This window comes from Mariniflexile ostreae (assembly GCF_042427585.1).
GTDB classification, from domain to species: Bacteria; Bacteroidota; Bacteroidia; order Flavobacteriales; family Flavobacteriaceae; genus Pseudalgibacter; species Pseudalgibacter ostreae.
In genome coordinates this window covers 1-23,886 of record NZ_JBHMFC010000074.1, presented here as the reverse complement: position 1 = coordinate 23,886, position 23,886 = coordinate 1, and the positions used below count along the sequence as shown (strand labels likewise).

The 23,886-nt window shown below is 37.1% G+C and carries 14 protein-coding genes; 13 read left to right on the top strand and 1 reads right to left on the bottom strand.

The window, feature by feature from the left end; translation table 11 throughout:
* Nucleotides 1-7 precede the first annotated feature (7 nt).
* The 13 genes from ACFFU9_RS11230 (at nucleotide 8) to ACFFU9_RS11170 (ending at nucleotide 23,477) form a co-directional block, all read left to right on the top strand.
* Complete coding sequence (locus tag ACFFU9_RS11230; protein ID WP_379861534.1) at nucleotides 8-385, top strand: hypothetical protein; 378 nt, start codon at nucleotides 8-10, stop codon at nucleotides 383-385.
* A 24-nt stretch (nucleotides 386-409) separates the two neighbouring features.
* Nucleotides 410-3,502, top strand: a complete 3,093-nt coding sequence (locus tag ACFFU9_RS11225) for a COG1470 family protein (RefSeq protein WP_379861533.1) — start codon at nucleotides 410-412, stop codon at nucleotides 3,500-3,502.
* A 219-nt stretch (nucleotides 3,503-3,721) separates the two neighbouring features.
* On the top strand, nucleotides 3,722-5,071 hold the full coding sequence (locus ACFFU9_RS11220; RefSeq protein ID WP_379861532.1) for a hypothetical protein: 1,350 nt from the start codon (nucleotides 3,722-3,724) through the stop codon (nucleotides 5,069-5,071).
* Between the two features lie 41 nt (nucleotides 5,072-5,112).
* Nucleotides 5,113-6,468: a family 43 glycosylhydrolase gene (locus tag ACFFU9_RS11215; protein ID WP_379861531.1), complete on the top strand. Its 1,356-nt coding sequence runs from the start codon at nucleotides 5,113-5,115 to the stop codon at nucleotides 6,466-6,468.
* Nucleotides 6,469-6,508: 40 nt separating this feature from the next.
* Nucleotides 6,509-8,146: a GH39 family glycosyl hydrolase gene (locus ACFFU9_RS11210; protein WP_379861530.1), complete on the top strand. Its 1,638-nt coding sequence runs from the start codon at nucleotides 6,509-6,511 to the stop codon at nucleotides 8,144-8,146.
* A 583-nt stretch (nucleotides 8,147-8,729) separates the two neighbouring features.
* A complete protein-coding gene (locus tag ACFFU9_RS11205; protein ID WP_379861529.1) occupies nucleotides 8,730-10,793 on the top strand; it encodes a carbohydrate-binding protein in 2,064 nt (687 codons plus the stop codon).
* Nucleotides 10,794-11,360: 567 nt separating this feature from the next.
* Nucleotides 11,361-13,127, top strand: a complete 1,767-nt coding sequence (locus tag ACFFU9_RS11200) for an arylsulfatase (RefSeq protein WP_379861528.1) — start codon at nucleotides 11,361-11,363, stop codon at nucleotides 13,125-13,127.
* Nucleotides 13,128-13,150: 23 nt separating this feature from the next.
* Nucleotides 13,151-15,109, top strand: coding sequence for a right-handed parallel beta-helix repeat-containing protein (locus ACFFU9_RS11195; protein ID WP_379861527.1), 1,959 nt, complete (start codon nucleotides 13,151-13,153; stop codon nucleotides 15,107-15,109).
* Between the two features lie 11 nt (nucleotides 15,110-15,120).
* Nucleotides 15,121-15,921, top strand: a complete 801-nt coding sequence (locus ACFFU9_RS11190) for an SGNH/GDSL hydrolase family protein (RefSeq protein WP_379861526.1) — start codon at nucleotides 15,121-15,123, stop codon at nucleotides 15,919-15,921.
* 87 nt (nucleotides 15,922-16,008) lie between these two features.
* Nucleotides 16,009-18,237: a DUF7133 domain-containing protein gene (locus tag ACFFU9_RS11185; protein ID WP_379861524.1), complete on the top strand. Its 2,229-nt coding sequence runs from the start codon at nucleotides 16,009-16,011 to the stop codon at nucleotides 18,235-18,237.
* A gap of 30 nt (nucleotides 18,238-18,267) precedes the next feature.
* Nucleotides 18,268-19,416 carry a right-handed parallel beta-helix repeat-containing protein gene (locus ACFFU9_RS11180; RefSeq protein WP_379861523.1) on the top strand — a complete coding sequence of 383 codons (1,149 nt, stop codon included), beginning with the start codon at nucleotides 18,268-18,270 and terminating at the stop codon, nucleotides 19,414-19,416.
* Between the two features lie 64 nt (nucleotides 19,417-19,480).
* Complete coding sequence (locus tag ACFFU9_RS11175; RefSeq protein ID WP_379861522.1) at nucleotides 19,481-21,973, top strand: alginate lyase family protein; 2,493 nt, start codon at nucleotides 19,481-19,483, stop codon at nucleotides 21,971-21,973.
* Between the two features lie 13 nt (nucleotides 21,974-21,986).
* On the top strand, nucleotides 21,987-23,477 hold the full coding sequence (locus tag ACFFU9_RS11170) for a sulfatase family protein (RefSeq protein ID WP_379861521.1): 1,491 nt from the start codon (nucleotides 21,987-21,989) through the stop codon (nucleotides 23,475-23,477).
* Nucleotides 23,478-23,549: 72 nt separating this feature from the next.
* Here the strand turns inward: ACFFU9_RS11170 and ACFFU9_RS11165 are convergent.
* Nucleotides 23,550-23,886: transposase (locus tag ACFFU9_RS11165; protein ID WP_379861520.1), on the bottom strand; the 337-nt coding region annotated here is incomplete at its 5' end.

Here is a 23,886-nt window from a genome sequence, read left to right as displayed (position 1 = left end):
ATTTAAAATGAAATATTACATTGCACTTTGCCTAACGTTTTTCTCTTTAATTTTGACAGCACAATCAGGAATACCGATTGGGAATTCTGATTTTTCCGATTGGACGGGTGTTTCTAAAGTGAAAAAGAATGAAGCTATCGTAAAAAACAAGGATACTATTTCCTATACTTATTCTAATCAAAACCGAGTGTATTTTCCTGGAATCATGCGTGATTATTTTGGAGATGCTGCAGATTGGACACCTTATAGCGGTTTGTCTTTTGAAGTGTATGTGAAAAACGAATCGACTACAGCAGTTACAGCACTATTAAAAGTTGATTCTTTAGACTATAAAGAACTTAAGCCTATTAGTACAGCAAAAATTCAGTTTTCGGGACAAGGCTGACGAAACGTCTATATTCCTTGGGAGATGTTCAATATTGATTCTGGACAGAAAATGGGAACTCTGTATGCCATTAAACATGTGTTATTAACGGCGTCTTCAGCAGAAAATTCAGATTATAAAATCAGAAATGTAAATGTAACCAAAGGTTTAACACATTATGTAGAGGCAGAACTTCGAGGGAAAGCTATTGAAGCTGGAAAGCAAGTGACTTACGATATGGAAATTGGGAATACTACCAATCAGGCTCAAGCAGTCCAGTTGCGTATTGAGACTAAAGGTTGGGAGTCTATGGAGGCAATGCTATCTACTTCTACAGTGCAATTAGCGCCAGGCGATAAAAAACAAATTCAATTAACAGTAAACGTTCCTGCTCATTTACCGCAGGGAATTCGAGAACAGCAAGTGGTTAAAGCGATTGCTAACGGACAAGGAGCTTCGGTAACGACATTGGAGTTTACAACTGCAGTTCGTGTACAAACACCAAACATTGTGTTTACACAAGAGAAATGGCAACACGTTAAAGATAAAATAAAAGATTACGATTGGGCTAAAGAGGCTTTGGCTGAATATGAACGAAAAGCCCAAAGTTGGGAGCCTTCAAACGGAAATAAATTAGAAGAAAAGGATGGCAGTGTGCTCGGTCAAGCTGTTTATAATTCGAATGGAAGCAAAGAGTACGATTGTGCTATTGCATATCAGTTAACTGGAAATGAAGATTATGCAGCAAAATGCTTAGTTGTATTACGGCGACTAATTGACCCAGATACTGGGTACCGTGCAACACTTGCTGGAGGAGGGAATTCGTTTGTAGCCGAAGGGAAATTTTGGCAAGGTGTAGGAAGGATGTACGACTTAATTCGTGACAGTAAATTGCTTACTGCCGAAGACCATAAACGTACCGAAGCGACGTTTAGATTGTTTGTAAACCGCACGATAACAGGAAATCAGCGTGGTGCAATTAGTAATTGGAATGTGGCAGAAATTACTGCAGCTGTGTATTGTGCGCTAAACCTTCAAGATTGGTGTCTTATTGATCAATTGTTAGAAGGGCCTACGGGCGTCTATAAACATATAGAACATGGTATCATGAACGACGGCTGGTGGTACGAATGTGCCGTTGGATATAATACTTGGGTGGCTATGGAATTCTCTGAAATTGCGATTGCCCTGCAACCTTGGGGTATTAATTTTACAAACAGACAGTTTCCAATAGGGACAACACCGCATTTTTCTCTTTTAGCAAGTCGTCGGCAAGGTGGACTGTACGGGATGCAATTTGAAAAATGGGGAAGCATAGAACGTAATAATATAGGTATAAAAGATATGTGGGATGCTGCCATTCCATATCTGGATTTTAGAGGTGTTTTACCAGCCGTGAATGATGCTGTTGAAGATATGGTTTCTGGAAAGCCTTACGAGCTGGCCTATTATTTATATCGAGATCCAGAATATGCGGCTATCATTCAGCGCAGTGAAAAACGAGACTTATTGTACGGAGTGCCAGATTTACCAGAAGTAGTATCTGAAAAAATGACGGAATCTGCATATGCCGATAATATGGGAATTGTGCAGTTGCGCTCTCAGAAAAAAGGACGTGAGCAATCAGAGCAAATTCAGGCGACTATGCATTATGGATCACATGGTGGGTATCATGGTCATTTTGATAGAACAAATTTGGTAAGTATGATGCGTTACGGCCGTAGTTTTTACGGCACCTTAATGTATTGGTATAGCTACGGAAGTTATTTGTATAAGTTCTTAAAGCAAACATCAATTAATAAAAACATGGTGGTTGTAGATGAAAAAATGCAAGAACCGGTTCAGAATTATAGAACGCTCTTTCATTCAGGAGAGATGATGCAAGCTACTGCTGTAGAAACGAACTCAAGATGGAGCTACCCCCCGTATGGAGGAATTCACTACAATACAGAACAAACTTTTGCTGAAAAAGTATGGGAAGAAGGCCGCTCTATTAATGTACCAGAAAACGCTCCCGATTATGGTGCGGTAACTGGCTATACCGAACCTGTATTTCAACGCAGATTGATGATTGTTCTAGATGATTATGTGCTGTTGGCCGATTATTTAAAAGGAGAGAAAGAGCATCAATTCGATTGGATGTTTCAAGCTAAAGGCTTTAAAGGAATTCAATCGGATAAGACTACACTTATAAAACACACCAATCAAATGAGTACAGATGCTCTTGGTAGTGCTCAGTTTATAACCGATAGTAATTGGTATGCCACCGAAGGGACATCACGTACAAAATTTGAAATGTGTTGGGGTGAAGATTGCGATAACGAAGGTGTGCGTTTGCCGCACAGTTTAGAAGGCGCGCTTAAAATAGATGTGTTCAATGCATGGCCACGTAAAGCTGAGGTTATGATTGGTACATCTAACGAAAGTTTCTCTGTGAACAAACAACTTTGGTATACGGTAAAAACCGATAATCAATTAAAAGTAAATGATAGTACTGGAGCTTGGATTTTAGGAAGTAAAGCAGTGAAAGTAGACCTTAATAATAAGAAAACCTTAGAGCTTACCACATTAACTAAAGCGAAAAACAAAAATAACACCCTGTTTTGGGGAGATGCACGATTAGTGAAAGCAGATGGATCTGTAGTGTATGTCTCAGATTTAAACGCGACATATAAAAATATATTGAAGCCTGAGTCTAAAGGGAAAGATTACTATAATGGCCCGATTAAAATTAGCGGTGCGCCAATGGAGAATTCTACACCTGCAATGCCTGAAAATAGTAAGGAACAAGGAGTCATTAGTTTAGATCTTTCTGGTTTGGGTGCTGTTGCTTTTGAAGCGACAATTGGCGGAGATTTTCCATTAGGAGACGAAGCCTCTCGACTAAAATCTATGGCGGTTAGAACGCATGGTAAAAAAGCACGTTATCTTTCTGTAATCGAACCTTACGAAAATGAATCTTTGGTGTTCTCGGTTGAAGCTAAAAGTGAAAATGAATTGACTGTAAGGTTAACCGATGGACGTGTGCAAAATATCACAATAGAAGATATGGAACAAGATGGCGGTAATGTAAAAGTTATTGTAAAAGAATTTAAAAACGGAGTATTAGTAAGACGTGAAACAACATTTCATGACTAATAAAAGTTGAATTTTTAGAATGTCTATTTTAACAGCCTTTCTTTTAAATTTAGTTTGATTTGTTACAGGTTTTAAGGCTAAAAGAGACCCATTTAGCCTTGATTTTTTTAAATGGATTTTAAGTTATTGCAAATGATTCATAGTTTATATTCAAATGTCGTAGGAGTGATTATACTTGCAATAGCATAAGGAAAACGATAAAACAATTTGTAATTTACAATGAAAAAAGTATCAAGTATAATCATCATTCTTCTGTTTTTCTGTAGCAATTTAAACGCTTCAGAAATAAAAATCAGTAGTCTAAAAGAGTTAGCAAAATATGCGACAGAAAGCGAACACACAATCACTATGGCTCCTGGTGTATATAAGTTAACTGATTTATTAACACCTGAAATTCTTCAAGAGCGTCGTGCGAACAAACAATATCAGTATATCACCTTTAGTGGAAGTAATAATGTTTTTAATCTTGAAGGCGTAGAAATCGAATTAGATACAGAAATTCGAACAGTATTAAATCCACCAATACATTCTGATGAATTTTTAGTTAGTGGTTCAAATAATTCTTTTCTAGGACTCACCATAAGATGCATCGGTCAAGGAACATCACTTGGAGGTACGGTACTTCAGGTTGCAGGCGAAGCAAATAGTCTTAAAGGGATTACCTTATACGTTTCAGGCTCTTATCCTTATGGGTATGGCGATTTATTTGGAAAAGGAAAGCAAAAAGAAACCACCATAAAACATCGAAAGCATAGTGCTCTTTTGGTTACAGGAAACGAGACCAAACTTTACAGATGTAAGATCTATAATCGTTCGTTTGGACACTGTTTCTTTATTCAACAAAATCCAAAGAATGTCTATTTCGAAGATTGTTATGCTGAAGGCGAAATGCGCTCCACAGATGATGTTTTGGCAGAAACATCAGGGCCGGCGTTCGATGTGGATTTTAAGACTTGGACGCAAAATCGTGAAGGAGAGTATGTTGTAACTTCTGGTTATATGAAATCGCTTTGTGAAGATGGATTTCGAACATATGGTGAATGCGAAAACATAACATTTAAAAACTGTATAGCTAAAAACACCCGTGGCGGATTCGAACTTCGTTTTAATAAGGCACTTCTGGAAAATTGTGAAACTATAGGTACAGAACGAGGCTATTGGATAGGCGACGATACCGTGGTTAAAAATTGTAAAGGCGATGCCAATTATGGACCTTTATTATTTGTAGAAGGTAGTAATGTAAATGTAGACTTAATTGTTGATGCAGCAGAATCCGATCGTTTAGTGCATGCACTAGCAACCATTCAAGGTGAAAATAATACGGTGGTGTTAAGAAGTGAAAACGAAACACAGCGCCAAGCTGATTTACCAATTCTTTTGGGATATACACATCCAGAGCACGGAGAAGCGATGTCGCCATTTGGGCAAGCAGAAACCACAAATTTAAATCTGATTAACGCCACAGGGATGTCTATAAAAATAGGGGAACAGGCAAAAAACAGCATCATAAAAACTAATGGTGAGATTATAGAAAATAAAGGAATGCATGTAAAAGTGACTAAACGTTAATGCTTTAGTGTGAAGTTTAATTACGAATAAAACTATTGAAAATGAAAAACAACCTAATATTTTTAATCGCGCTTTTTAATATCGTATTCGGGTTTTCTCAAAACCCCATATTTACCCATATGTATACAGCAGACCCTGCACCGCATGTTTGGCCAGAGGACGACAGGCTTTGGGTATACACAACACGTGATGAGCCAGGTTCAAACAACCATTATGGTATGACAGATTATCATGCTTTTTCCACTACCGATATGGTAAACTGGACAGATTACGGGCGGGTTTTACACTTAGAAAATGTAGATTGGGCAGAGAGTCATGCTTGGGCCATGGATGCAGTTTACTACAGAGGGCAATACTATTTGGTGTATTGCATGAAAGAAGCTGGAATTGGGCTTTTTAGAACGGGAATTGCACGTAGTGATGTGCCTCAAGGGCCTTTTACCGATTTAGGCTATGTTAAAGGTGTGGAATTTGGTCAGGATCCAGCTGTCTTTATAGATGATGATGGCACGCCATACTTATATTGGGGGCACGACCGCAAATGCTTTGCAGCAGAGTTAAACGAAGACTTGATGTCTATTAAACCAGAAACCTATGTAGACCTTACAGCGCAATTAACACATGTTTTTGAAGCGCCTTGGATTCATAAATATAAAGAGAAATATTACTTAACCTATCCTGGTTTAACCCCAAGACGTTGGCCACAGAAAATGTTTTATGCTGTGGCAGATCAACCTTTAGGACCTTATGAGTTTAAAGATTGTTTTATAGATGATTTTGAAGGTCAGAGTGGTACCAACCACGGCGGTACTGTAACGTATAAAGGAAAAGATATGATGTTTTATCACAGTGCTTGGTTGTCGGGCGGTTTAAGTGAAACGCGCTCTGTAATGGCCGATTATTTAAATTATGATAAAAAAGGAAATATTATCCCGATTGTGCCTTCAAAAAAGGGTTTAGGTCTTGCGAAGCGCACTAGAACGACCATTCATTTAGAAGCAGAAAACGGCTTTGCAGCTGGAGGTAGCTTGTACAATGTATTTGTTGATACGTGGATAAAAGGATACAGTGGCAAAGGCTATGTTACCAATTTTGATAATCCGTACGACCATGTGTCTATGTTGGCACAGGTAGCAAAACCATCAAAATTTCGTTTTAAGGTAAGATATGCTTCACCCGAAGGAGAGTCAAACCATGATGTATTAATAAACAGCCATAAATACAGTGAATTTGTTTTTCCTCAATCGGAAACGTTTCGTGAAATCGATTTCGGAATTGTTGAATTGAAAGCTGGAGACAACCTAGTGCGGATATTCAGATCCGACTGGAAACCTTCAGCAGGAGAATTAGCTGTGGATTATATAAAATTAGAACAAGTTTTTGAAGATGAAAATTAAACCTTTTATACCGCTACAATTATTAAAACGTAATATAGACATGAGAAAAATACTTATAACAGGGGTTTTAACCTTAATGGTTCAACTTGGTTTCGCACAAAAACAAGTGCATGTTAAAGCATCTGCTACTGGCGATAAATTCGAACACTTTTGGAGCAAAAGTGTCGGCGCAGGACGTGCTAATGAGGGCTTGCGTGCTGGGTGGTTAGAGCAGCTAGAAATGGTGCAAGAGAATTGCGGATTTGAGTATGTAAGATTTCATGGTATATTCCATGACGATATGTTTCCTGTATTTGTAAAGGATGGAAAATACTCGTACAATTGGCAATATATAGATGATTTGTTTGATAGAATGTTGGATCTTAATGTAAAGCCTTTTGTTGAACTGGCCTTTTTCCCAACAGCCTTAGCTGCCGAAGATAGTAAAACACAGTTTTGGTGGAAAGCCAATATCACACCAGACGATTCTAAATTTGGTGAGTGGCATAATCTCGTTAAAGCTTTTACTCAGCATTGTGTGGATCGTTATGGTATTGATGAGGTTCTTACATGGTATTTTGAAGTTTGGAATGAACCTAACCTGCATTATGGGTTTTTTGATGGCACGAAATCACAATATTTTGAGTTGTATAAGCAATCGGTTTTGGCTGTAAGGGCTGTCGATAATCGCTTAAAAGTAGGAGGGCCTTCCAGTAGTAATTTTGTTGCAGATGGTCGTTACGATGGGGAAGTAGAAAGTAGAAGTGGGGACCTTATAACATTTACTGCAGAAAACATTAACGATTTAGAATGGAAAGGGGCTTGGATAGAAGATTTTTTAAGCTACTGCGAGAAGGAAAACCTTCCTGTAGATTTTGTATCTACACACCCATACCCAACCGATTATCCCTTTAACCCAACAACAGGTAAAGGAAAAGATTTTTCTCGTAATGTGAATTCTACAAAAACAGATATCGAGTGGCTTAACAACGTGGTAAAGAAAAGTGCCTATCCAAATGCAGAGATTCATTTAACAGAGTGGAACACCAGCCCAAATAGTAGAGATGCTATGCACGACTTCTTGCCTCCGGCAGCGTACATTGCTAAAGTGAATTTAGATTGTATTGGACTCACCAACTCTTTAGCATTCTGGACGTTTACAGATATTTTTGAAGAAAAAGGAGGGGGCGAGAGTATCTTTCATGGTGGTTTTGGAATGATAAATTATCAAGGTTTAGTTAAACCATCCTATCATGCATACCGGATGTTACATCAGTTAGGGGATCAAGAGCTTTATAAAAATGATTATTTGTTTGTAAGTAAGAAATCAGGTGATGGTAAAGTAGTGGCTTTGGCTTATAATTACCCTGAAGATCATTATAAAGCTGTGCCCTCAAGTATTAAGAAAATAGATAAATACGAAAAAGCCGAAAGTCGTAAATTAGATTTTACCATTTCAGATTTAAAGCCAGGAGTGATGTTTAAAGTAGAAGTGCTAGACTCCGAAAGTGGAAACATTTTTAATTATTGGGAGTCTATGGGGAAACCAGAGCCTCCTACACGAGAGCAGATAAAAGTAATGAAGCAATATGCAGAGAATTTAAAGACGGAGTTGTTTACGGCCAATAAAAAAGGAGAGGTTAAAATTAAACGCGAATTGGCTCCTTGGAGCTTGGTGCTTATAGAGCAAGTAAATTGATTCTTGTTTCAAACGTCATTTTAAATTTAAATTTTTAAGAATTACAAAACAGGTGGTCTAAAAAGACCGCCTGTTTTGTTTTGTAATCTTTAGTGTGGAATGGTACTAAACCAGATTATGAAGGTGTAAATGGGTTTTAAGTTAACCATATGGATTCATAATTTATAATGATTTGATTTTGTAATAGTTAATTTTATTGAACAACTATAACTAACTAAAAAGTTGTAAAAAAATAAAAAATATGTCTATTTGTAAAGAGATGTTTTTTATTTACAGGAGTATTCGATAATATTGATAATTGGATTGTTATAAGCTCTAAAACGCAAGGGCTTTCAAGTGTTAATCAAGATGGCGCTGTAAGCTTGTTCGTTAAGTAGCGTTAATCTTAAGTTTTAGCTTCTTTCACCAGAAGGAACCGTTAAATGCGCCTGTTCAAAAAATTTACTCCTAATAAGGATGCAAATGGAGTTTATAATTTTACAGATATAATTTTAAAAGTTAATGCTTGTAAGGTTTTAAATTAAAGTTAGTTATAGTTTGTGGATCATATTGTATTAACCTAATAATCAAAACACAACTAATTATGAAACAACTTTATTTATTTAGAATATTTTTTATAGTGTCTGTGCTATTTGTTTTTCAACATATTAAGGCACAAACCGTTGTTGGTTCTTTGGCAGAGTTTCGTACGGCTGTTCAAAACAGTAATCAAAACATTGTCTTTACAGCCGGCAACTATAATCTCGAAGACTTGCCTAGTGGTTCAAGAGTGATTACTTGCTCGGGCTCCAATAATATAATTGATATGACGGGAGTGCGTATTAAAACCCTAGTAGGCTCTATTCGTGAAGTTTATTTTGTTATTTCTGGAGATAATAATGAACTTCGTAATGGAGCAATTGAAGACTATTATCAAAGCGGTTTAGAAGAGGTTACCGATTTTAGTGCTTATAATAATGATAGAGCCCATTTAGCATATGGGTTAAAAGGAGATCCTGTGATGTCTATTACTGGAAATGGAAACCTGGTAGATGGTCTTGAAATGATTGTTAAAGGGTCTTTTCCCTATGGTTATGGAAGCCAATATGGAATAGGTTCTACAAATACTTTTGGGTTAAATAAGCGTTGTGGAATTCTTATTACTGGAGTAGATGGTGGTGGTGTTGGAAATACGTTGGATAGTGTTACCATGTATCATTATGCTTTTGGTCATGGTATTTTTATGCAAAATGGCGCTACAGAAACGATAATTAAAAACTGTTATGTAGAAGGTCGTATGCGCCTTAGTGACGACATGTATAATGATACGGAAACTTATGATCTGCCTTATTTAACAAATTATACCTTTCCTTCTGGAGAAGATTATAGAACACTTCCTTTTGTAGAATCCTATCCTATCCCATATGATGTTATGTATCCGCTTTCTGAAGATGGAATTCGCTCATATAATAATACAGGAAGTGTTACTGTAGAAAACTGTACAGTAAAACAAATGCGAGGCGGTATTCGTCTTTATTTGGCATCTAGTGCTACAGTAATCAATAGTAAAGCCATAGATTGTGGTGATACGAACTTTAACTTGCCTTCTGGTGGTACAATTGCGGGGTCAAGTGGAAACTTTTCTTTTGCTCCTTTAAGCGATTTCCGTTTAAATCGTTCTAATCAAAATATTGAAATGACAATTATCCCCTCGCCTAATGCGATAGGGCCGCATAATTTGGCTGATGTTCAAGGGAATGGCCATAATATCGTCTTTCATCGTACAGACGGCCCTTTAGATACAAGTGAAACACGTGCCATCGTTGTATCGGGAAATAATTCTACTATTACTAATGAAACAGAATATGATATTGTTTTGGAATCCTCAACAAGTGGTAATACCATAAAAAGTTGTGGAGGAGGTACCGTAACAGATCATGGAACGAACAACGTAATATTAACTTTTGATAATTGTGAAGATATTGATAATTCATGCCCAAAAACAGCTGCACTAATGGAGGCAGAGTGCTACGATAGCATGTTGGGCGTTCAAACAGAAACGAGCTCAGAGGGCGGTTCCAATATAGGTTATATTGAAAATGATAATTGGGTGAAATTTAATGGTATTGATGTTACAGGTATGCAATCTATACATGCTAGAACCGCTAGTAAGTATGATGGGGGATATATTGAAGTGCGATTGGGTAATTTAACAGGCACATTAATAGCGAGCATACCCGTAACGAATAGAGGGGGCTGGCAAAATTGGGGCACAGATTCTATAACTATCCAAAATGGAATAGAAGGTGTTCATGATGTTTATTTTGTATTTAAAAGCTCAAGAGCAGGGTCTATATTTAATGTGAATTGGTTTAGTTTTACATCACCATTATTATCTAAAAAAGAGCCGGTTTTAATCGATAAAAGTATACGGGTATTTCCTAATCCAGTTGCTAAAGAGCTTACTCTTTTATTACCAAATGAAAATTTAAACAGTAGCGATGTTAAGGTTGCTTTATATAATATAAAAGGTCAGAAAGTAATGGAAGTAAGTCCCATACATAATAATAGCCTGTCGCTTAATGTGTCTCATCTTGAAAAAGGGGTTTATGTTTTAATAATTAATGATGGCTTAAAAACAATTACTAAAAAAGTAGTTAAAATTTAGCTTTATTATCTTAAATACGGCATAACTTTAATTCACTTTTAAGTTATGCCATGTTTTTTATGTAATTTAACTTGTAGGCTTATTTTTACAAAGTAAAGCTCTTAAATACTGAAACATTTAGCTTTATCTAGATATATTACAAAAAAAATTGAGGACAACTTTGAAGTTGATATAAGTTCCATATGGGAGTCGTTTCTAGATGGCGACGGCAAATTTTTTTTATATGGTATAAACAACAAGGAATACCTCTAGCACAAATCATTTTAATATGCTGTAATAAGCGTTTTATATAAAAACCTTTATAGCTTGCTTTAACTGGTTATTGGTGTCGTTCTTCGCTTAGTTTTATTAGAAAAGTCAATAGTTTATACCATATGAGCTATAAGTTATACTCCAATATTCTTAAATAAATTAGTTTCGTAAGTCATAAAATATACTTTTTTAATATTAATAGTTACTATGGAATTCAGTTTTAATAAAAAAAATCAAACTCTTTCATCTTTAATAAAAATGAAGGTCTCAAATTTTATCTTATTATTCTGCTTTTTTGCTTTTGTGTCCTGTAAATTGGAAGAAAAAAAAAGTGAAACGAAAAAAGAAAAACCCAATGTTATACTCATTATGGTTGATGATCAAGGCTATGGTGACATTGCGGCTTTAGGGAATCAGCACATCAAAACACCAAATATCGATGCGCTTCATGATTCAAGTACTAGGTTTACACAATTTCATGTTGCTCCTACTTGTGCTCCCACAAGAGCAGCTTTAATGACTGGGCATCACCCAAATAGAACAGGGGTTTGGCACACGGTAAACGGGCGTTCCTTAATTTTAGAACGAGAAACCACTATGGCTCATGTTTTTAAGGATAATGGTTATGCCACAGGGATTTTTGGTAAATGGCACTTAGGCGATAATTATCCCTTCCGACCAGGAGATAAAGGTTTTGATGAGGTTTTAGTTCATGGCGGTGGTGGTATTGAGCAAACCACGGATTACTGGGATAACGATTATTTTGATGATACTTATTGGCATAACGGTACCTTAAAACAGTATGAAGGCTTTTGTACAGATGTCTGGTTCGAGAATGCTAAAAAATATATCAATACAAATAAAGACAAACCTTTCTTTTGTTATTTATCAACTAATGCAGCGCATACGCCATACTTTGTTGATGATAAATATTCAAATCCCTATAAGGACAATGAGGATGTTCCTAATGCAGCATTTTATGGGTTAATAGCCAATGTAGACGAAAATATTGGTAAACTGGTATCGTATTTAAAATCCATGGACCTTATGGACAACACCATTTTGATTTTTACTACAGATAATGGAACCTCTGCAGGAGCACAAATTGAAAAAGGGGGCGACAGGCTGGATGGTTTTATAGCTAAAGGCTATAATGCTGGAATGCGAGGTATAAAAGCCAGCATGTATGAAGGCGGACATCGCGTTCCTCTATTTGTGCATTGGAAAGATGGTGGTATTTCTGTTGGCAAAGACATAAACGAACTAACGGCGCATTATGATGTTTTACCAACCCTAGTAGAGTTATGTGATTTAGAAATTAAAGAAGACTTAAATTTTGATGGGAGAAGCTTAGTTCCTTTAATGAATGGAGATAATGAAGCGTTTAAAGAGAGAATGATTGTTGTGAATTCTCAGCGCATCGAAGTTCCTGAGCCGTGGAGAAGAACGGCATTAATGAAAGCCAATTGGAGACTTATAAACGGTGAAGAACTCTACGATTTGAATACGGATCCCGAACAACGAACTAACATTGCAGAACAACATCCTGATAAAATGGTGGAGTTGAAAAAAGAATACGATGCGTGGTGGGATGAAATAGCCCCAAGTTATAAAGACCAACCTTATATAATTATTGGGCATACAGCAGAAAATCCATTAACACTATATAGCCATGATTGGCATACCAACGCAGTGGCAAGTCCATGGCACCAAAGGCATATACGGTCAGGCTATATCGATAATGGCTACTGGTTATTAAGGGTGAACGAAAGTGGCACGTATAATTTAAAACTTCGTCGCTGGCCAGAAGAAACTGGTTTCGCCTTAAATGCGGAAGCCCCCATACGGCCTGCAATTCCAGGAACCAGTGTACGGGCAAGTAAAGTTGGTCAAGTACTGCATATTAAAGAGGCTAAAATCAGTATTCAAGATATCGAATTATCTCAAGTTGTCGATCCTAATAAAGAATTTGTAGAATTTACTGTAGCGCTTGAAAAGGGAGAAACCAAACTCCAAACCTGGTTTACTTTAGATACAAAAGAAGTGCTGGGAGCATATTATGTAACGGTTGAAAAAATATAATTAAAGATTAAAATAAGATGACGATGAGTTTAATTAAAAGTTGGGGAATAGTATTGGTTTTTTTGTTGTCATGGGCAGTTCATGCTAAAGAGTATCATGTTTCTAAAGCAGGGAGCGATTTTAACGAAGGGACTAAAGAAGCACCTTTTAAAACCATTTCTAAAGCTGCGAAAATCGCATTGCCAGGAGATGTGATTACGGTTCACGAAGGCGTGTATAGAGAATGGGTAAACCCATCGAACGGTGGGTATAATAACATCCATAGAATTGTATATCAAGCTGCCGAAAATGAAGAGGTTTGGATAAAAGGGTCAGAGGAAATTAAATCATGGAAAAAGCATAAGGGGTCTGTATGGAAAGTGGTTTTAAACAATGCCATGTTTGGAGATTTTAATCCGTATCAGGAACTTTTAAATGGCGATTGGTTAAATCAAAAAAACGGTAGAGAGCATCATTTAGGTGAGGTGTATATAAACGGAAAATCCCTTTATGAGATTGATAGCTTGTCTAAAGTATTTGAAGAAACACCTTTAAAAGGAGCTAAAGATGTTGAAGGCTCTAAATACAAATGGTATACCGAAAGTACTTCAGAAACCACTACTATTTATGCTAATTTTAATGGCCTAAACCCGAATAAGGAATTGGTGGAAATAAATGTAAGGCCAACAGTTTTTTTTCCTAAAAAAACAGGGATAAGCTACATCACAGTTCGTGGGTTTCATCTAAGTCAAGCGGCTACACAATGGGCACCACCAACAGCAGAACAAGAAGGTTTAATTGGTCCGAATTGGAGTAAAGGTTGGATTATTGAGAATAATGTGATATCAGATTCTAAATGCTCAGGAATCGTAATAGGAAAAGAGCGGGCTTCTGGTCATAATTTATGGACTATAAACAAACAAAAACACGGAACGCAAAGAGAGCGAGAAGTGGTGTTTAAAGCGTTGCAACTTGGCTGGTCTAAAGAGATGGTGGGTTCGCATATTATAAGAAACAATATTATTAAAGATTGTGAGCAAGGCGGTATCATTGGTCACATGGGATGTGTATTTAGCGAAATAAGTAATAATGAAATTTATAATATAAATGTAAAGCGTCAATTTGGAGGCTGGGAAGTAGGAGGGATAAAGCTTCATGCGGCTATAGATGTAGTGATTAAAAATAATTTTATTCACGATAATTTTAGAGGGATTTGGTTAGATTGGCAAGCGCAAGGGGCTCGTGTAACTGGAAATTTATTATATAACAATTCTAATAGCGAGGATCTGTTTATAGAGGTTAATCATGGACCAATGATTATAGATAACAATGTTTTGTTATCAGACTTATCCTTGTTAAATGCGTCTCAAGGCTCGGCTATTGTGAATAATTTAATGGCCGGAAAAATTCAAACTCGTGAGGCGGGCAACCGTTTTACACATTATCATTTTCCACATTCTACGCAAGTTATGGGTTTAATGACGATTATCCTTGGAGACGATCGTTTCTATAACAATATTTTTGCTTTTAAAGGGGCTTTAGATAAAGGACAATACAGCGGGTTGGATGCCTATTCTGATTTTCCTACCATCGAAAATGAAGAGAAATACTCTGGGAATTTGAACAAAATTAATAAGCAGAAGTTTCCTATGCATATTGATGCAAATCTCTATTTAAATGAAGCATTACCGTCCAATATCGAATCGAATGCGATTGAAAACAGAACTTTAAATCCTAATATTTCACTAATAGAAGAAACCGATGGTTACTATCTAAATATCACGGTAGATGAGAGTTTTCAGAATGTAAGAACACAGATTGTAGATACGCCATTAATGGGTATGGCTATACAATCTGAAACACCATTTGAAAATGCAGACGGATCGCCAATAGAGTTAAATGAAGATTTTTTTGGAAATAAAAGAGATACAGAAACGCCTAGGGTTGGCCCTTTTCAAAATTTAAAAATAGGTGAGAATAAAATTAAAGTATGGTCTAAATAGAAAGGGATAATATGAAACGTAAAACCTTTGTAAAACTTATAGGAACAGGTGTGCTAGGTGTAGGCCTGCATCCTTGGGCTTATGCTTTTCAGAAAACAAAGGGCACCAACCATATGGTATGTAAAAATGCCTGGGATGCATTATGTGGAAATATTGCTGCGGTTTATAAAACAGATGCCTTCCATTATATAGAGCCTGTAGTAGGGAAGCCACACGTGCTTATTTATGGCGATTCTATTTCTATAATGTATTCTTCTACAGTTAGAGAGTGTTTAAAGAGTAAGGCTAATGTCATTCGGCTATTTAAAAACGGGGGGGCTAGTCAAGATTTTATAGCTCATATGGATAAGATGCAAGAGGCCATGTTTCAGCCCACTTTAGAGGCAGGTTGGGATTTTAAATGGGATATCATTCATTTTAATATTGGTTTACACGATTTAAAATACCTTAAAGGGAAAAATTTAAATAAATCAGGCAAACAAGTCGCCTCTATAAGCGACTATAAAACAAATCTGCATAATATTTGCAAATATTTAAAGACTACGTGGCCTGATGCTAAATTAATTTTTGCCACAACAACTCCAGTTCCAGAACATGCTAAAGGGCGTTTTGTGGGTGATAGTATAAAATTTAATGCTGCTGCTTTGGATGTTCTGTCAAAGTATCCAGATATTGCCATAAATGATTTATATGCATTTACCAAGCCTAACGTAGAACACTGGGCGCAAGGCCCTGGAGATGTTCATTATAATGCCTTAGGGAGTAGTGAGCAAGGAAAAAAAGTAGCACAGGCTATATCTCAACATCTATAAGGTTAAATGGGTGTAACCATTTCATTCTAAAAAAAGAACTCTATATTTAAAAACTAAAACTAAAACTAAAACTAAAACTAAAACTAAATGAGGTTTAAAAATCAGCTCGCTTTATTAAGCATTCTTCTTGTTTTTTTTAATTGCAAAAACAAAGAGTATTCAGAAAAAATATATGAAAAACCGGAAATAGTAAGAGAAGCATCTGCACGTTTTCTTTCGCCAGAAGAAAGTATGAAAACATTTTATTTGCCAGAGGGCTATGAAGTAGAGCTTGTGGCTAGTGAGCCGATGGTAGATGAACCCATAACCATTGCATGGGATGGTAATGGTAGAATGTACGTGGCGGAAATGAATACTTACATGCAAGATGTAGATGGAACAGGAACCAATAGGTCTATTAGTAAAATAAAATTGCTTGAAGATTTGGACGGTGATGGTAAAATGGACAAAAGCACTGTTTTTATTGATAGTTTGATGTTGCCTAGAATGATTTTGCCACTAGAAAACGAACTCATCGTTAATGAAACTTATTCTTATGATCTTTGGAGCTATAAAGACACAAATGGTGATGGTGTAGCCGATACCAAAAAACGTGTATATTATAATCCAGAGCGTCGGGGCGGGAATCTAGAACACCAACAAAGTGGCCTGATTTGGAATTTAGACAACTGGGTGTACACAACATACAACCCCATGCGTTTTAAGTTTAAAAAGGGTGAGGTTATTGTAGATTCATTAGATAACATGCCAAGTGGCCAATGGGGCTTAACGCAAGATGATATGGGGGTTATGTACTATTCTTCTGCTGGTGCCGAAAATCCAGCGTATGGCTTTCAGCAGCCAGCTGTGTATGGCGATTATAACCCAAAAGGGAGACTGTCTGAAGGCTTTATGGAGCCTTGGCCCATAGTAGGAACGCCAGATGTTCAGGGTGGCCCAAAAAGGTTGCGTGAAGATAATACCTTAAATTATTTCACAGGTGTTGCAGGTCAAGAGATTTTTCGCGGTCATAGACTACCACCGTCTACCTATGGCGATTTGTTTATTCCAGAACCTGTAGGTAGACTTATCCGTCGTGCAAAAGTGAAGGTGGAAGACGGAAAAAGAGTTCTTTATAACGCGTACGATCAGGCGGAATTTATGGCTTCCACCGACTTGAATTTTAGGCCAACACAGGCTAAAACAGGACCAGATGGTGCATTGTACATTGTAGATATGTATCGAGGTATTATTCAAGAAAGTAACTGGACCAAAAAAGGAAGTGCCATTCGGCCCGTTATTGTTAGAAAAGGCTTAGATAAAAACATAGGTAAAGGACGAATTTACAGAATTGTACATAAAGATATCAAGCCAGATAAAAAACCTAATTTAATAGGTAAAAAAGCATCAGAATTATTAGAGTATTTAGGGCATCCCAATGGATGGTACCGTAATACAGCTCAGAAACTGATTATTTTAAAAGATGACCTTTCTGTTGTGCCAGAATTAAAAGCGCTAGTACAGAACAACCAATCGTTTTGGGACAAATGGTTCAATAGCGATAAAGACTTTGGAATAGAACGGGTTCACGCGCTATGGACATTAGAAGGCCTAGGAGTTGTAGATAAAAATCTTATAAAAGAAAAATTTACAGATAAGGACCCACGGGTTAGGGCAACTGCTATAAGATTGAGCGAAAACTTCTTAAAAGCAGGTGATACCGATTTGTTTTCAGATATGAATAAGCTTGCACAAGACGCTTCTATAGATGTTGTAAAACAGTTGGCTTTAAGTTTGCGTTATAGTAAATCTGAAAAAGCAACAGCCCTCTTAAACACTATTCATTCAAAATATGAGAATCATGAAATAGTATCGCATGCTGTAACAGAAAGCTTAAAGAAAGATGATTCTAAATTAGAGCAATTAAAAGAACGCATTTCAAATCGATCGCTCGGCGATAAAAAGAGTATTGTTAAAGGTTATGATGCTTATAATCAATTATGTATAACCTGTCATGGTGCCGATTTAAAAGGGGTTATAACCGAAGAGGGGAGCGTTATAGCACCTACACTAATAGGTAGTCCTAGAGTTATTGGGGATAAAGGCGTGTTGAGTAAAATATTACTGAATGGTTTAATTGGTCCAATTGACGGGAAAGATTATGGCATTATGATGCCATTAAATACAAATAGTGATGCATGGATTGCAGATGTTTTAACCTATGTGCGCGCTATGAACGATGCAGATGGTGTGCATAAAAGAGTGGTTTCAAATGCTAGAAAACAATCGGCAGATAAGGAGGGGTACTGGACTTTAGAAGAGTTGGAAAAAGAGTAATTTACCAAAACAGAGAAAAACTAGATTATAATGGATGCTATAAAAAAACAGACGGTCATGTGTCTTATAATGCTTGGGTTAGGGCTAACGTTAGGGGCGCAACAAGGTCTGGGTGCACTAAAAAAAGTTATTGTAGAGGCAGAAGTATACGCAATCATGTCAGAGAAGTGGCAAGATGGTTTTAAGCATGTGGAATATCCAAAACAATGGTTGCACAAAGTCGTTAAGGTAACCCCTGGGCAATCCATTCAGCACGCCGTTGATGAGGTACATGCTGCAGGGGGCGGTGTTGTGTTTTTAAAAAAAGGAACACATGTTTTAGAGCATACGCTTACCTTAAAATCTAACATAAGCTTAGTTGGAGAGGGAAGGGAAAAAACCATACTCTTACAAGGTCCCCATATGGTAGGGTCGGGTTTTAATATAGAAGATAAGCCTCAAGTAACAGATCTGGTTGTAAAGGATCTCACTTTAAAAGGCACCCGAAAAGGAAAGTCTAACGGCATTCTTATTAGAGGGCGGAATGAAAGCAGGCACACCCGTATTATGCTCCAAAATATAGATGTAACCGATTGGTCTGCACAAGGTGTTCATATGAAAAGAACCGATAACATCGTGATGGATAATTGTAATTTTCAGTATAATGGTTCGGCTGGAGGCTTATATCACAATGTTTATTTTTTGTATAATAAATATATTTTACAGTCCGATTGCGATATGTCTTATCCAATTAGGGGTAAAGGAAATAAATACACGTCCTGTGAATATGTATTGGCACAACGTTGTACTATAAAAGACACTAAGACTAACGGAATACAGGCAGATCATGAAGAAGCAGGATATTTGTTTTTTCATAAATACCATGTTTCAGGATGTGCGCGGGTAGCTTTATGGTTTCCTTGTGAAGATTATTATAACAAATATTTTTACACTGAAAACCCAAAGTATGCACCCCAAAAAGTGATTTTAAATCGTTGTAATATCGTAAATAATACTTGGGGCGCTATGTGGCGAGCTGTAAATGATTCTTTTGTAATAAATAGCACATTCGATAATAAAAACATAGATATGGGTCTGCTAAAGTGCGATGTTACGATGGAGAATAACAGCTTTAAAAAAGGAAATGAAATTTATACAGATATCAAACAATGGCCATCAGATGTGAGGTATCTGTGGTAATAAAAAGGAGTTTTAATAATTCCACATATTTTAGTGTAATCACCAAACTTATAATGATTTAAAAATGAAAATAACCCCTAGACTATTTTTACTCGTATTTGGAATGCTAACAAGCTTGTTAGCTTTTTCAAATAATAAAAATGAAAGATTAAGCAGTAGTCAACAAACAAAAACAGCTCAAGCTCAAGATACTATTTCATATGAATTTCATGTGGAAAATAAAAAACACACAACAGAAACGTTTTATTTAAGTATGGATAGGCCTAGAGCGTTAGCGTGTAACTATATCTTGAGCGATGTAAAGCTGGTATTGGAGCCTAACAAAGCTTATAAAGGAACACTTTCTGTGGTTATTAGCGATCGGGTTCCTATAGGTGGGTACGAATCCAGTGTGCTGGTATTAAAAGATAAAGACGGTAAACCTTTGGAAACTTTAGCGTTTACTTCAGTACGCACTAAGCCACGGCCTTTTTTGTTGGCAACTCCTTCTATTTTTGAAGAAACCAAACAAAAAATAAAAAATTACGATTGGGCAAAAGCAAATTTAGATAATATGCTGAAAGAACTGGATGGTTTTGAATTTCCAAAGCGTGAAATTGTTACAAAACCGCGCCCAACAAAAGTGTGGTCTAGTTTAAATTATAGTGCTAGTGATGGTGAAAAAGCATTTAAGTTGGCCTTGGCTTATAAATTAACAGGACTTCTTGATTATCGAGAAAAACTAGTTACATTTATTAAGGCAGTTACCGATGTAGATAAAGGTTATTTGTCTATTGGCGCTGCAACCAATGGTGTGCAAGTGCATGAAGGTAACTTCTTTTTGTTTTTAGCAGCAGCTTGCGATATTGTTTTTGATGCCCCTGGTTTTACCGATGCCAATCGAGAAAACATAAAAGCTACATTCCGTTATTATCTGGAACAAAACAAAAGTCATATGCACGCCTTGGGTATCATGAACCACCAGGCCAGTGCGAATGCCGGGGCTATAGTGGTAGCCTTGTTTTTACAAGATATACCAGAGGTGGAGTTTTTAACAGAAGCCGATGGCGGTATGGCAGACCAAATAGGTAAAGGGGTTATGGCAGATGGTTGGTGGTTTGAGGGTACGGCCAATTATTGTTATTTGGTTACACAGCGTTACTCTCTAGTAGCTCAAGCCTTTGAAAATTACGGAATGGATCTATATCACAGGCGTTTTCCTGTAAAATTTAAGAGTGTAGATTTTGATGATGTAAAAGAGGGGTTTACAGGAATGAAATTTGATAATTGGGGCCCTTCTGGAAAAAACACTATAGGTTTAAAAGACATGGTAACACCATATATCCCAATGATGGATGAAAACGCCTATGTTGTATCCACTAATGACTCCAATTTAAAGGAGCCTAACGAGTTTTATGAGTTTGCGTATCGTGCCTACAAAATAGACGATTTAGCTTGGGTCATTAATAAAACGGAAAGAGATTCGTGGGTGTCTTTATTGTACGGGGTTCCCGAATTGCCAAAGGTGGAAGATCCCAGAACAGAATCTAGCTTTTTGCCCAACGTTGGTCTGGTGGCCTTAAGGTCGCAGCCCAAAACCAACAATCCAAAAGATCAAATTCAAGCGTATCTAAAATACGGAACTCATGGCGGGTGGCACGGTCATTTTGATAGAGCGAGTTTAGTGGCTTTAGATAGAAACGGCCATAAATACTTTGGTTCCGAAATGGTGTGGTATGGCTATGGGAAACCAGGATACAAAGAAAGTGTTCAAACCTCTGCGACGCATAACATGGTTATTGTTGACGAGTTACAGCAAGAAGCTGTGCCGTCTGAACAATTGCTCTTTTTTAAAGGGGATATGATGCAAGCCAGTATCGTAGAAACCCATGCGAGATGGCGAAAAATTCCAAAATGGAATGCGGAAAAATTTCCGCCTTGGGATGACACCGATTATGATGAAGGTTTTCAACCCATACAACAAAGACGTATGGCCATTGTTACAGATGATTATGTGGTTATAGCCGATTATATGAAGTCCGATAAAAAACACACCTATGATTGGTTGGTGCACCCCGTTGGTTTTGAATCTATCGAAGATGCTAAAAAACAGGGTTCGGTTTTAGAACAATTAAGTACAGATGCAGATTCGCCGTTTAAGTATTTTAAAAATGCACAATGGTATAAAACCCATAAAGGCAGTAAAGTTGTGTTTAATGATAATGGAAACAAGCTAGATGTCTATTCGTTATGGCCTAAGAAGGCAAACCTTATGTTAAGTAACTATCCAATTGGTGGCAGCCAACGTGGCATTAGAAATAATCCCGACCGTAACACCTATGGCGTAAGGGTTAATGAAAAAGAAGTCGTGTTTTTAAGTGTTGTGGCACCTTATCAAGGAGAAAGTAACATAGATAAAATAATCTGTAAAAGTGAAAACGAATTAACCGTTTATTTAAAAGATGGTCGAACACAACACGTTAAATTTGAAAATTTTAAACAATCAGATTTTAAAATCAGCATTCAAGAACGTGTGGGGAATAAGATAACAAGAATAGAAAGTAATGAGTCAAAATAAACAATATTTAAATATGAAAAACATCCTTAAACCATTTTTAGTAGTAGGCCTAGTATCTTTGTTTTTTGTGAGTTGCAAGCAGAAGCCTGAAACAAAAAACGAAACGGAAAAAGAACAAAAACGGCCAAATTTTTTGTTTGTTCTAGTAGATGATCAGTCACCATTCGATTTACAGACCTATGACCCAAATTCAATATTAGAAACGCCAAACATAAGCAAACTGGCTAACGAAGGGCTTGTTGTGGATCAAGCCAGGCATATGGGATCCATGAATGGTGCTGTATGTACACCCTCAAGGCATATGATTATGTCGGGTCGGAGTTTATGGCGTTTACCACCCAGTGCTGAGTTTCAGCAACAAACAGAGGCACATGAATTAGACGAGCAAACCATAGGAGCTGTTTTTAATAGAGCAGGCTATAAAACTATGCGTACGTGTAAGTTAGGGAATTCGTACCCAGGGGCTAATAAGCAATTTTCTGTAGTGCGAGATGCTACAAAACGAGGCGGAACAGAAGAGACCGGTAGTGCATGGCATGCCAAACAAGTTTTAGAGTATTTGGGAGATAGAGAGCAAGGCAAGGAAGAAGATCCGTTTTTTATCTACTTTGGTTTTTCACACCCCCATGACGTGCGTAATGGGACTCCGGAATTATTAGAAAAATATGGTGCAGTAAACCATACGGATAAAAATAGTCTTCCACCCGCAAATGCTAAGCAACCACAACTTCAAGACAACTACCTTCCGGCGCATCCATTTTTTCATGGGCATCCAGAACTTAGAGATGAAGAACGGGTGTCAGGTGTATGGAAAAACAGAGATGAGAATACGATTAGAAATGAATTGGGAAGGGAGTATGCGTGTTCAGAAAACATAGATATCCAACTGGGTAAAGTGCTTGAAAAGTTGGAAGCGATGGGGGAATTAGACAATACGTATATTATCTATACGGCCGATCACGGAATGGCTATTGGAAGGCACGGGTTACAAGGCAAACAAAACTTGTATGAACATACTTGGCGTGTGCCTTTTATAGTGAAGGGTCCAGGAATTCCTTCAGGAAAACGAGTAGAAGGCAATATGTATCTTTTAGATGTACTGCCAACGTTATGTGATTTAGCAGGGATAGATACGCCCGAAACGGTTGATGGTAAAAGTATGGTGCCTGTTTTTAAAGGAGAAAAAGAAACGGTAAGAGATGTGATGTATGGCGTATATGCTGGAGGTACAAAACCGGGCATGCGGTCCGTTAAGAAAGGAGATTGGAAATTGATTAAGTACGATGTTATGGATGGAAAGGTAAGAGAAACACAACTTTTTAACATTGCCAAAAACCCGAATGAATACTTGCCAGAACATAAAAGAGCAGATGAAATGGAGACAGATTTAGCAGAAAATCCTAAATATGCTGATAAGCTTGCAGAAATGGAGGCCTTGCTGCTGTCTCAAATGGAGCAGTATAAGGATCCTTATAGATTATGGAATCAACCTCAAATTAAATAATTTAAAATAGATTTTTTGCGTACAAAAGCCTTGCGTTCTTTTTAGAATGTAGGGCTTTTTTTTATGTGGAGGTCATTTAAACTTTTTGCTTTTCATTTTCTTTAGGAATATTGCCATAAATGATAGATAGTTGAAACCCAACCAACTTGCAATGGTTGTGTCAAATCTATTTAGTAGTGAGCGATAACTGTCCATCCAAGCGTTTGTCCGTTCAATTGCATATCTTTCTTTATATAATTCTTGGTCAAAATATTCGTCCCTATCGGTATTCCCATTGCGCTTGTTGAAACACACATTGGCATGGGTACCCTTTTTCTCACAAGAGTTTCTAAAATCTTTTGAGTCAAACCCTGCATCTGCGTTCAGAAATAGGCCTTCCACTTTTATATTAGCTTTTTCGAGTGTTGCC

Excerpts from the sequence above, each read along its gene's own strand:
- ACFFU9_RS11230 (WP_379861534.1), top strand. The coding sequence starts at position 8 with ATGAAATATTACATTGCACTTTGCCTAACGTTTTTCTCTTTAATTTTG.
- ACFFU9_RS11225 (WP_379861533.1), top strand. The coding sequence starts at position 410 with ATGTTCAATATTGATTCTGGACAGAAAATGGGAACTCTGTATGCCATT.
- ACFFU9_RS11220 (WP_379861532.1), top strand. The coding sequence starts at position 3,722 with ATGAAAAAAGTATCAAGTATAATCATCATTCTTCTGTTTTTCTGTAGC.
- ACFFU9_RS11215 (WP_379861531.1), top strand. The coding sequence starts at position 5,113 with ATGAAAAACAACCTAATATTTTTAATCGCGCTTTTTAATATCGTATTC.
- ACFFU9_RS11210 (WP_379861530.1), top strand. The coding sequence starts at position 6,509 with ATGAGAAAAATACTTATAACAGGGGTTTTAACCTTAATGGTTCAACTT.
- ACFFU9_RS11205 (WP_379861529.1), top strand. The coding sequence starts at position 8,730 with ATGAAACAACTTTATTTATTTAGAATATTTTTTATAGTGTCTGTGCTA.
- ACFFU9_RS11195 (WP_379861527.1), top strand. The coding sequence starts at position 13,151 with ATGAGTTTAATTAAAAGTTGGGGAATAGTATTGGTTTTTTTGTTGTCA.
- ACFFU9_RS11190 (WP_379861526.1), top strand. The coding sequence starts at position 15,121 with ATGAAACGTAAAACCTTTGTAAAACTTATAGGAACAGGTGTGCTAGGT.
- ACFFU9_RS11185 (WP_379861524.1), top strand. The coding sequence starts at position 16,009 with ATGAGGTTTAAAAATCAGCTCGCTTTATTAAGCATTCTTCTTGTTTTT.
- ACFFU9_RS11180 (WP_379861523.1), top strand. The coding sequence starts at position 18,268 with ATGGATGCTATAAAAAAACAGACGGTCATGTGTCTTATAATGCTTGGG.
- ACFFU9_RS11175 (WP_379861522.1), top strand. The coding sequence starts at position 19,481 with ATGAAAATAACCCCTAGACTATTTTTACTCGTATTTGGAATGCTAACA.
- ACFFU9_RS11170 (WP_379861521.1), top strand. The coding sequence starts at position 21,987 with ATGAAAAACATCCTTAAACCATTTTTAGTAGTAGGCCTAGTATCTTTG.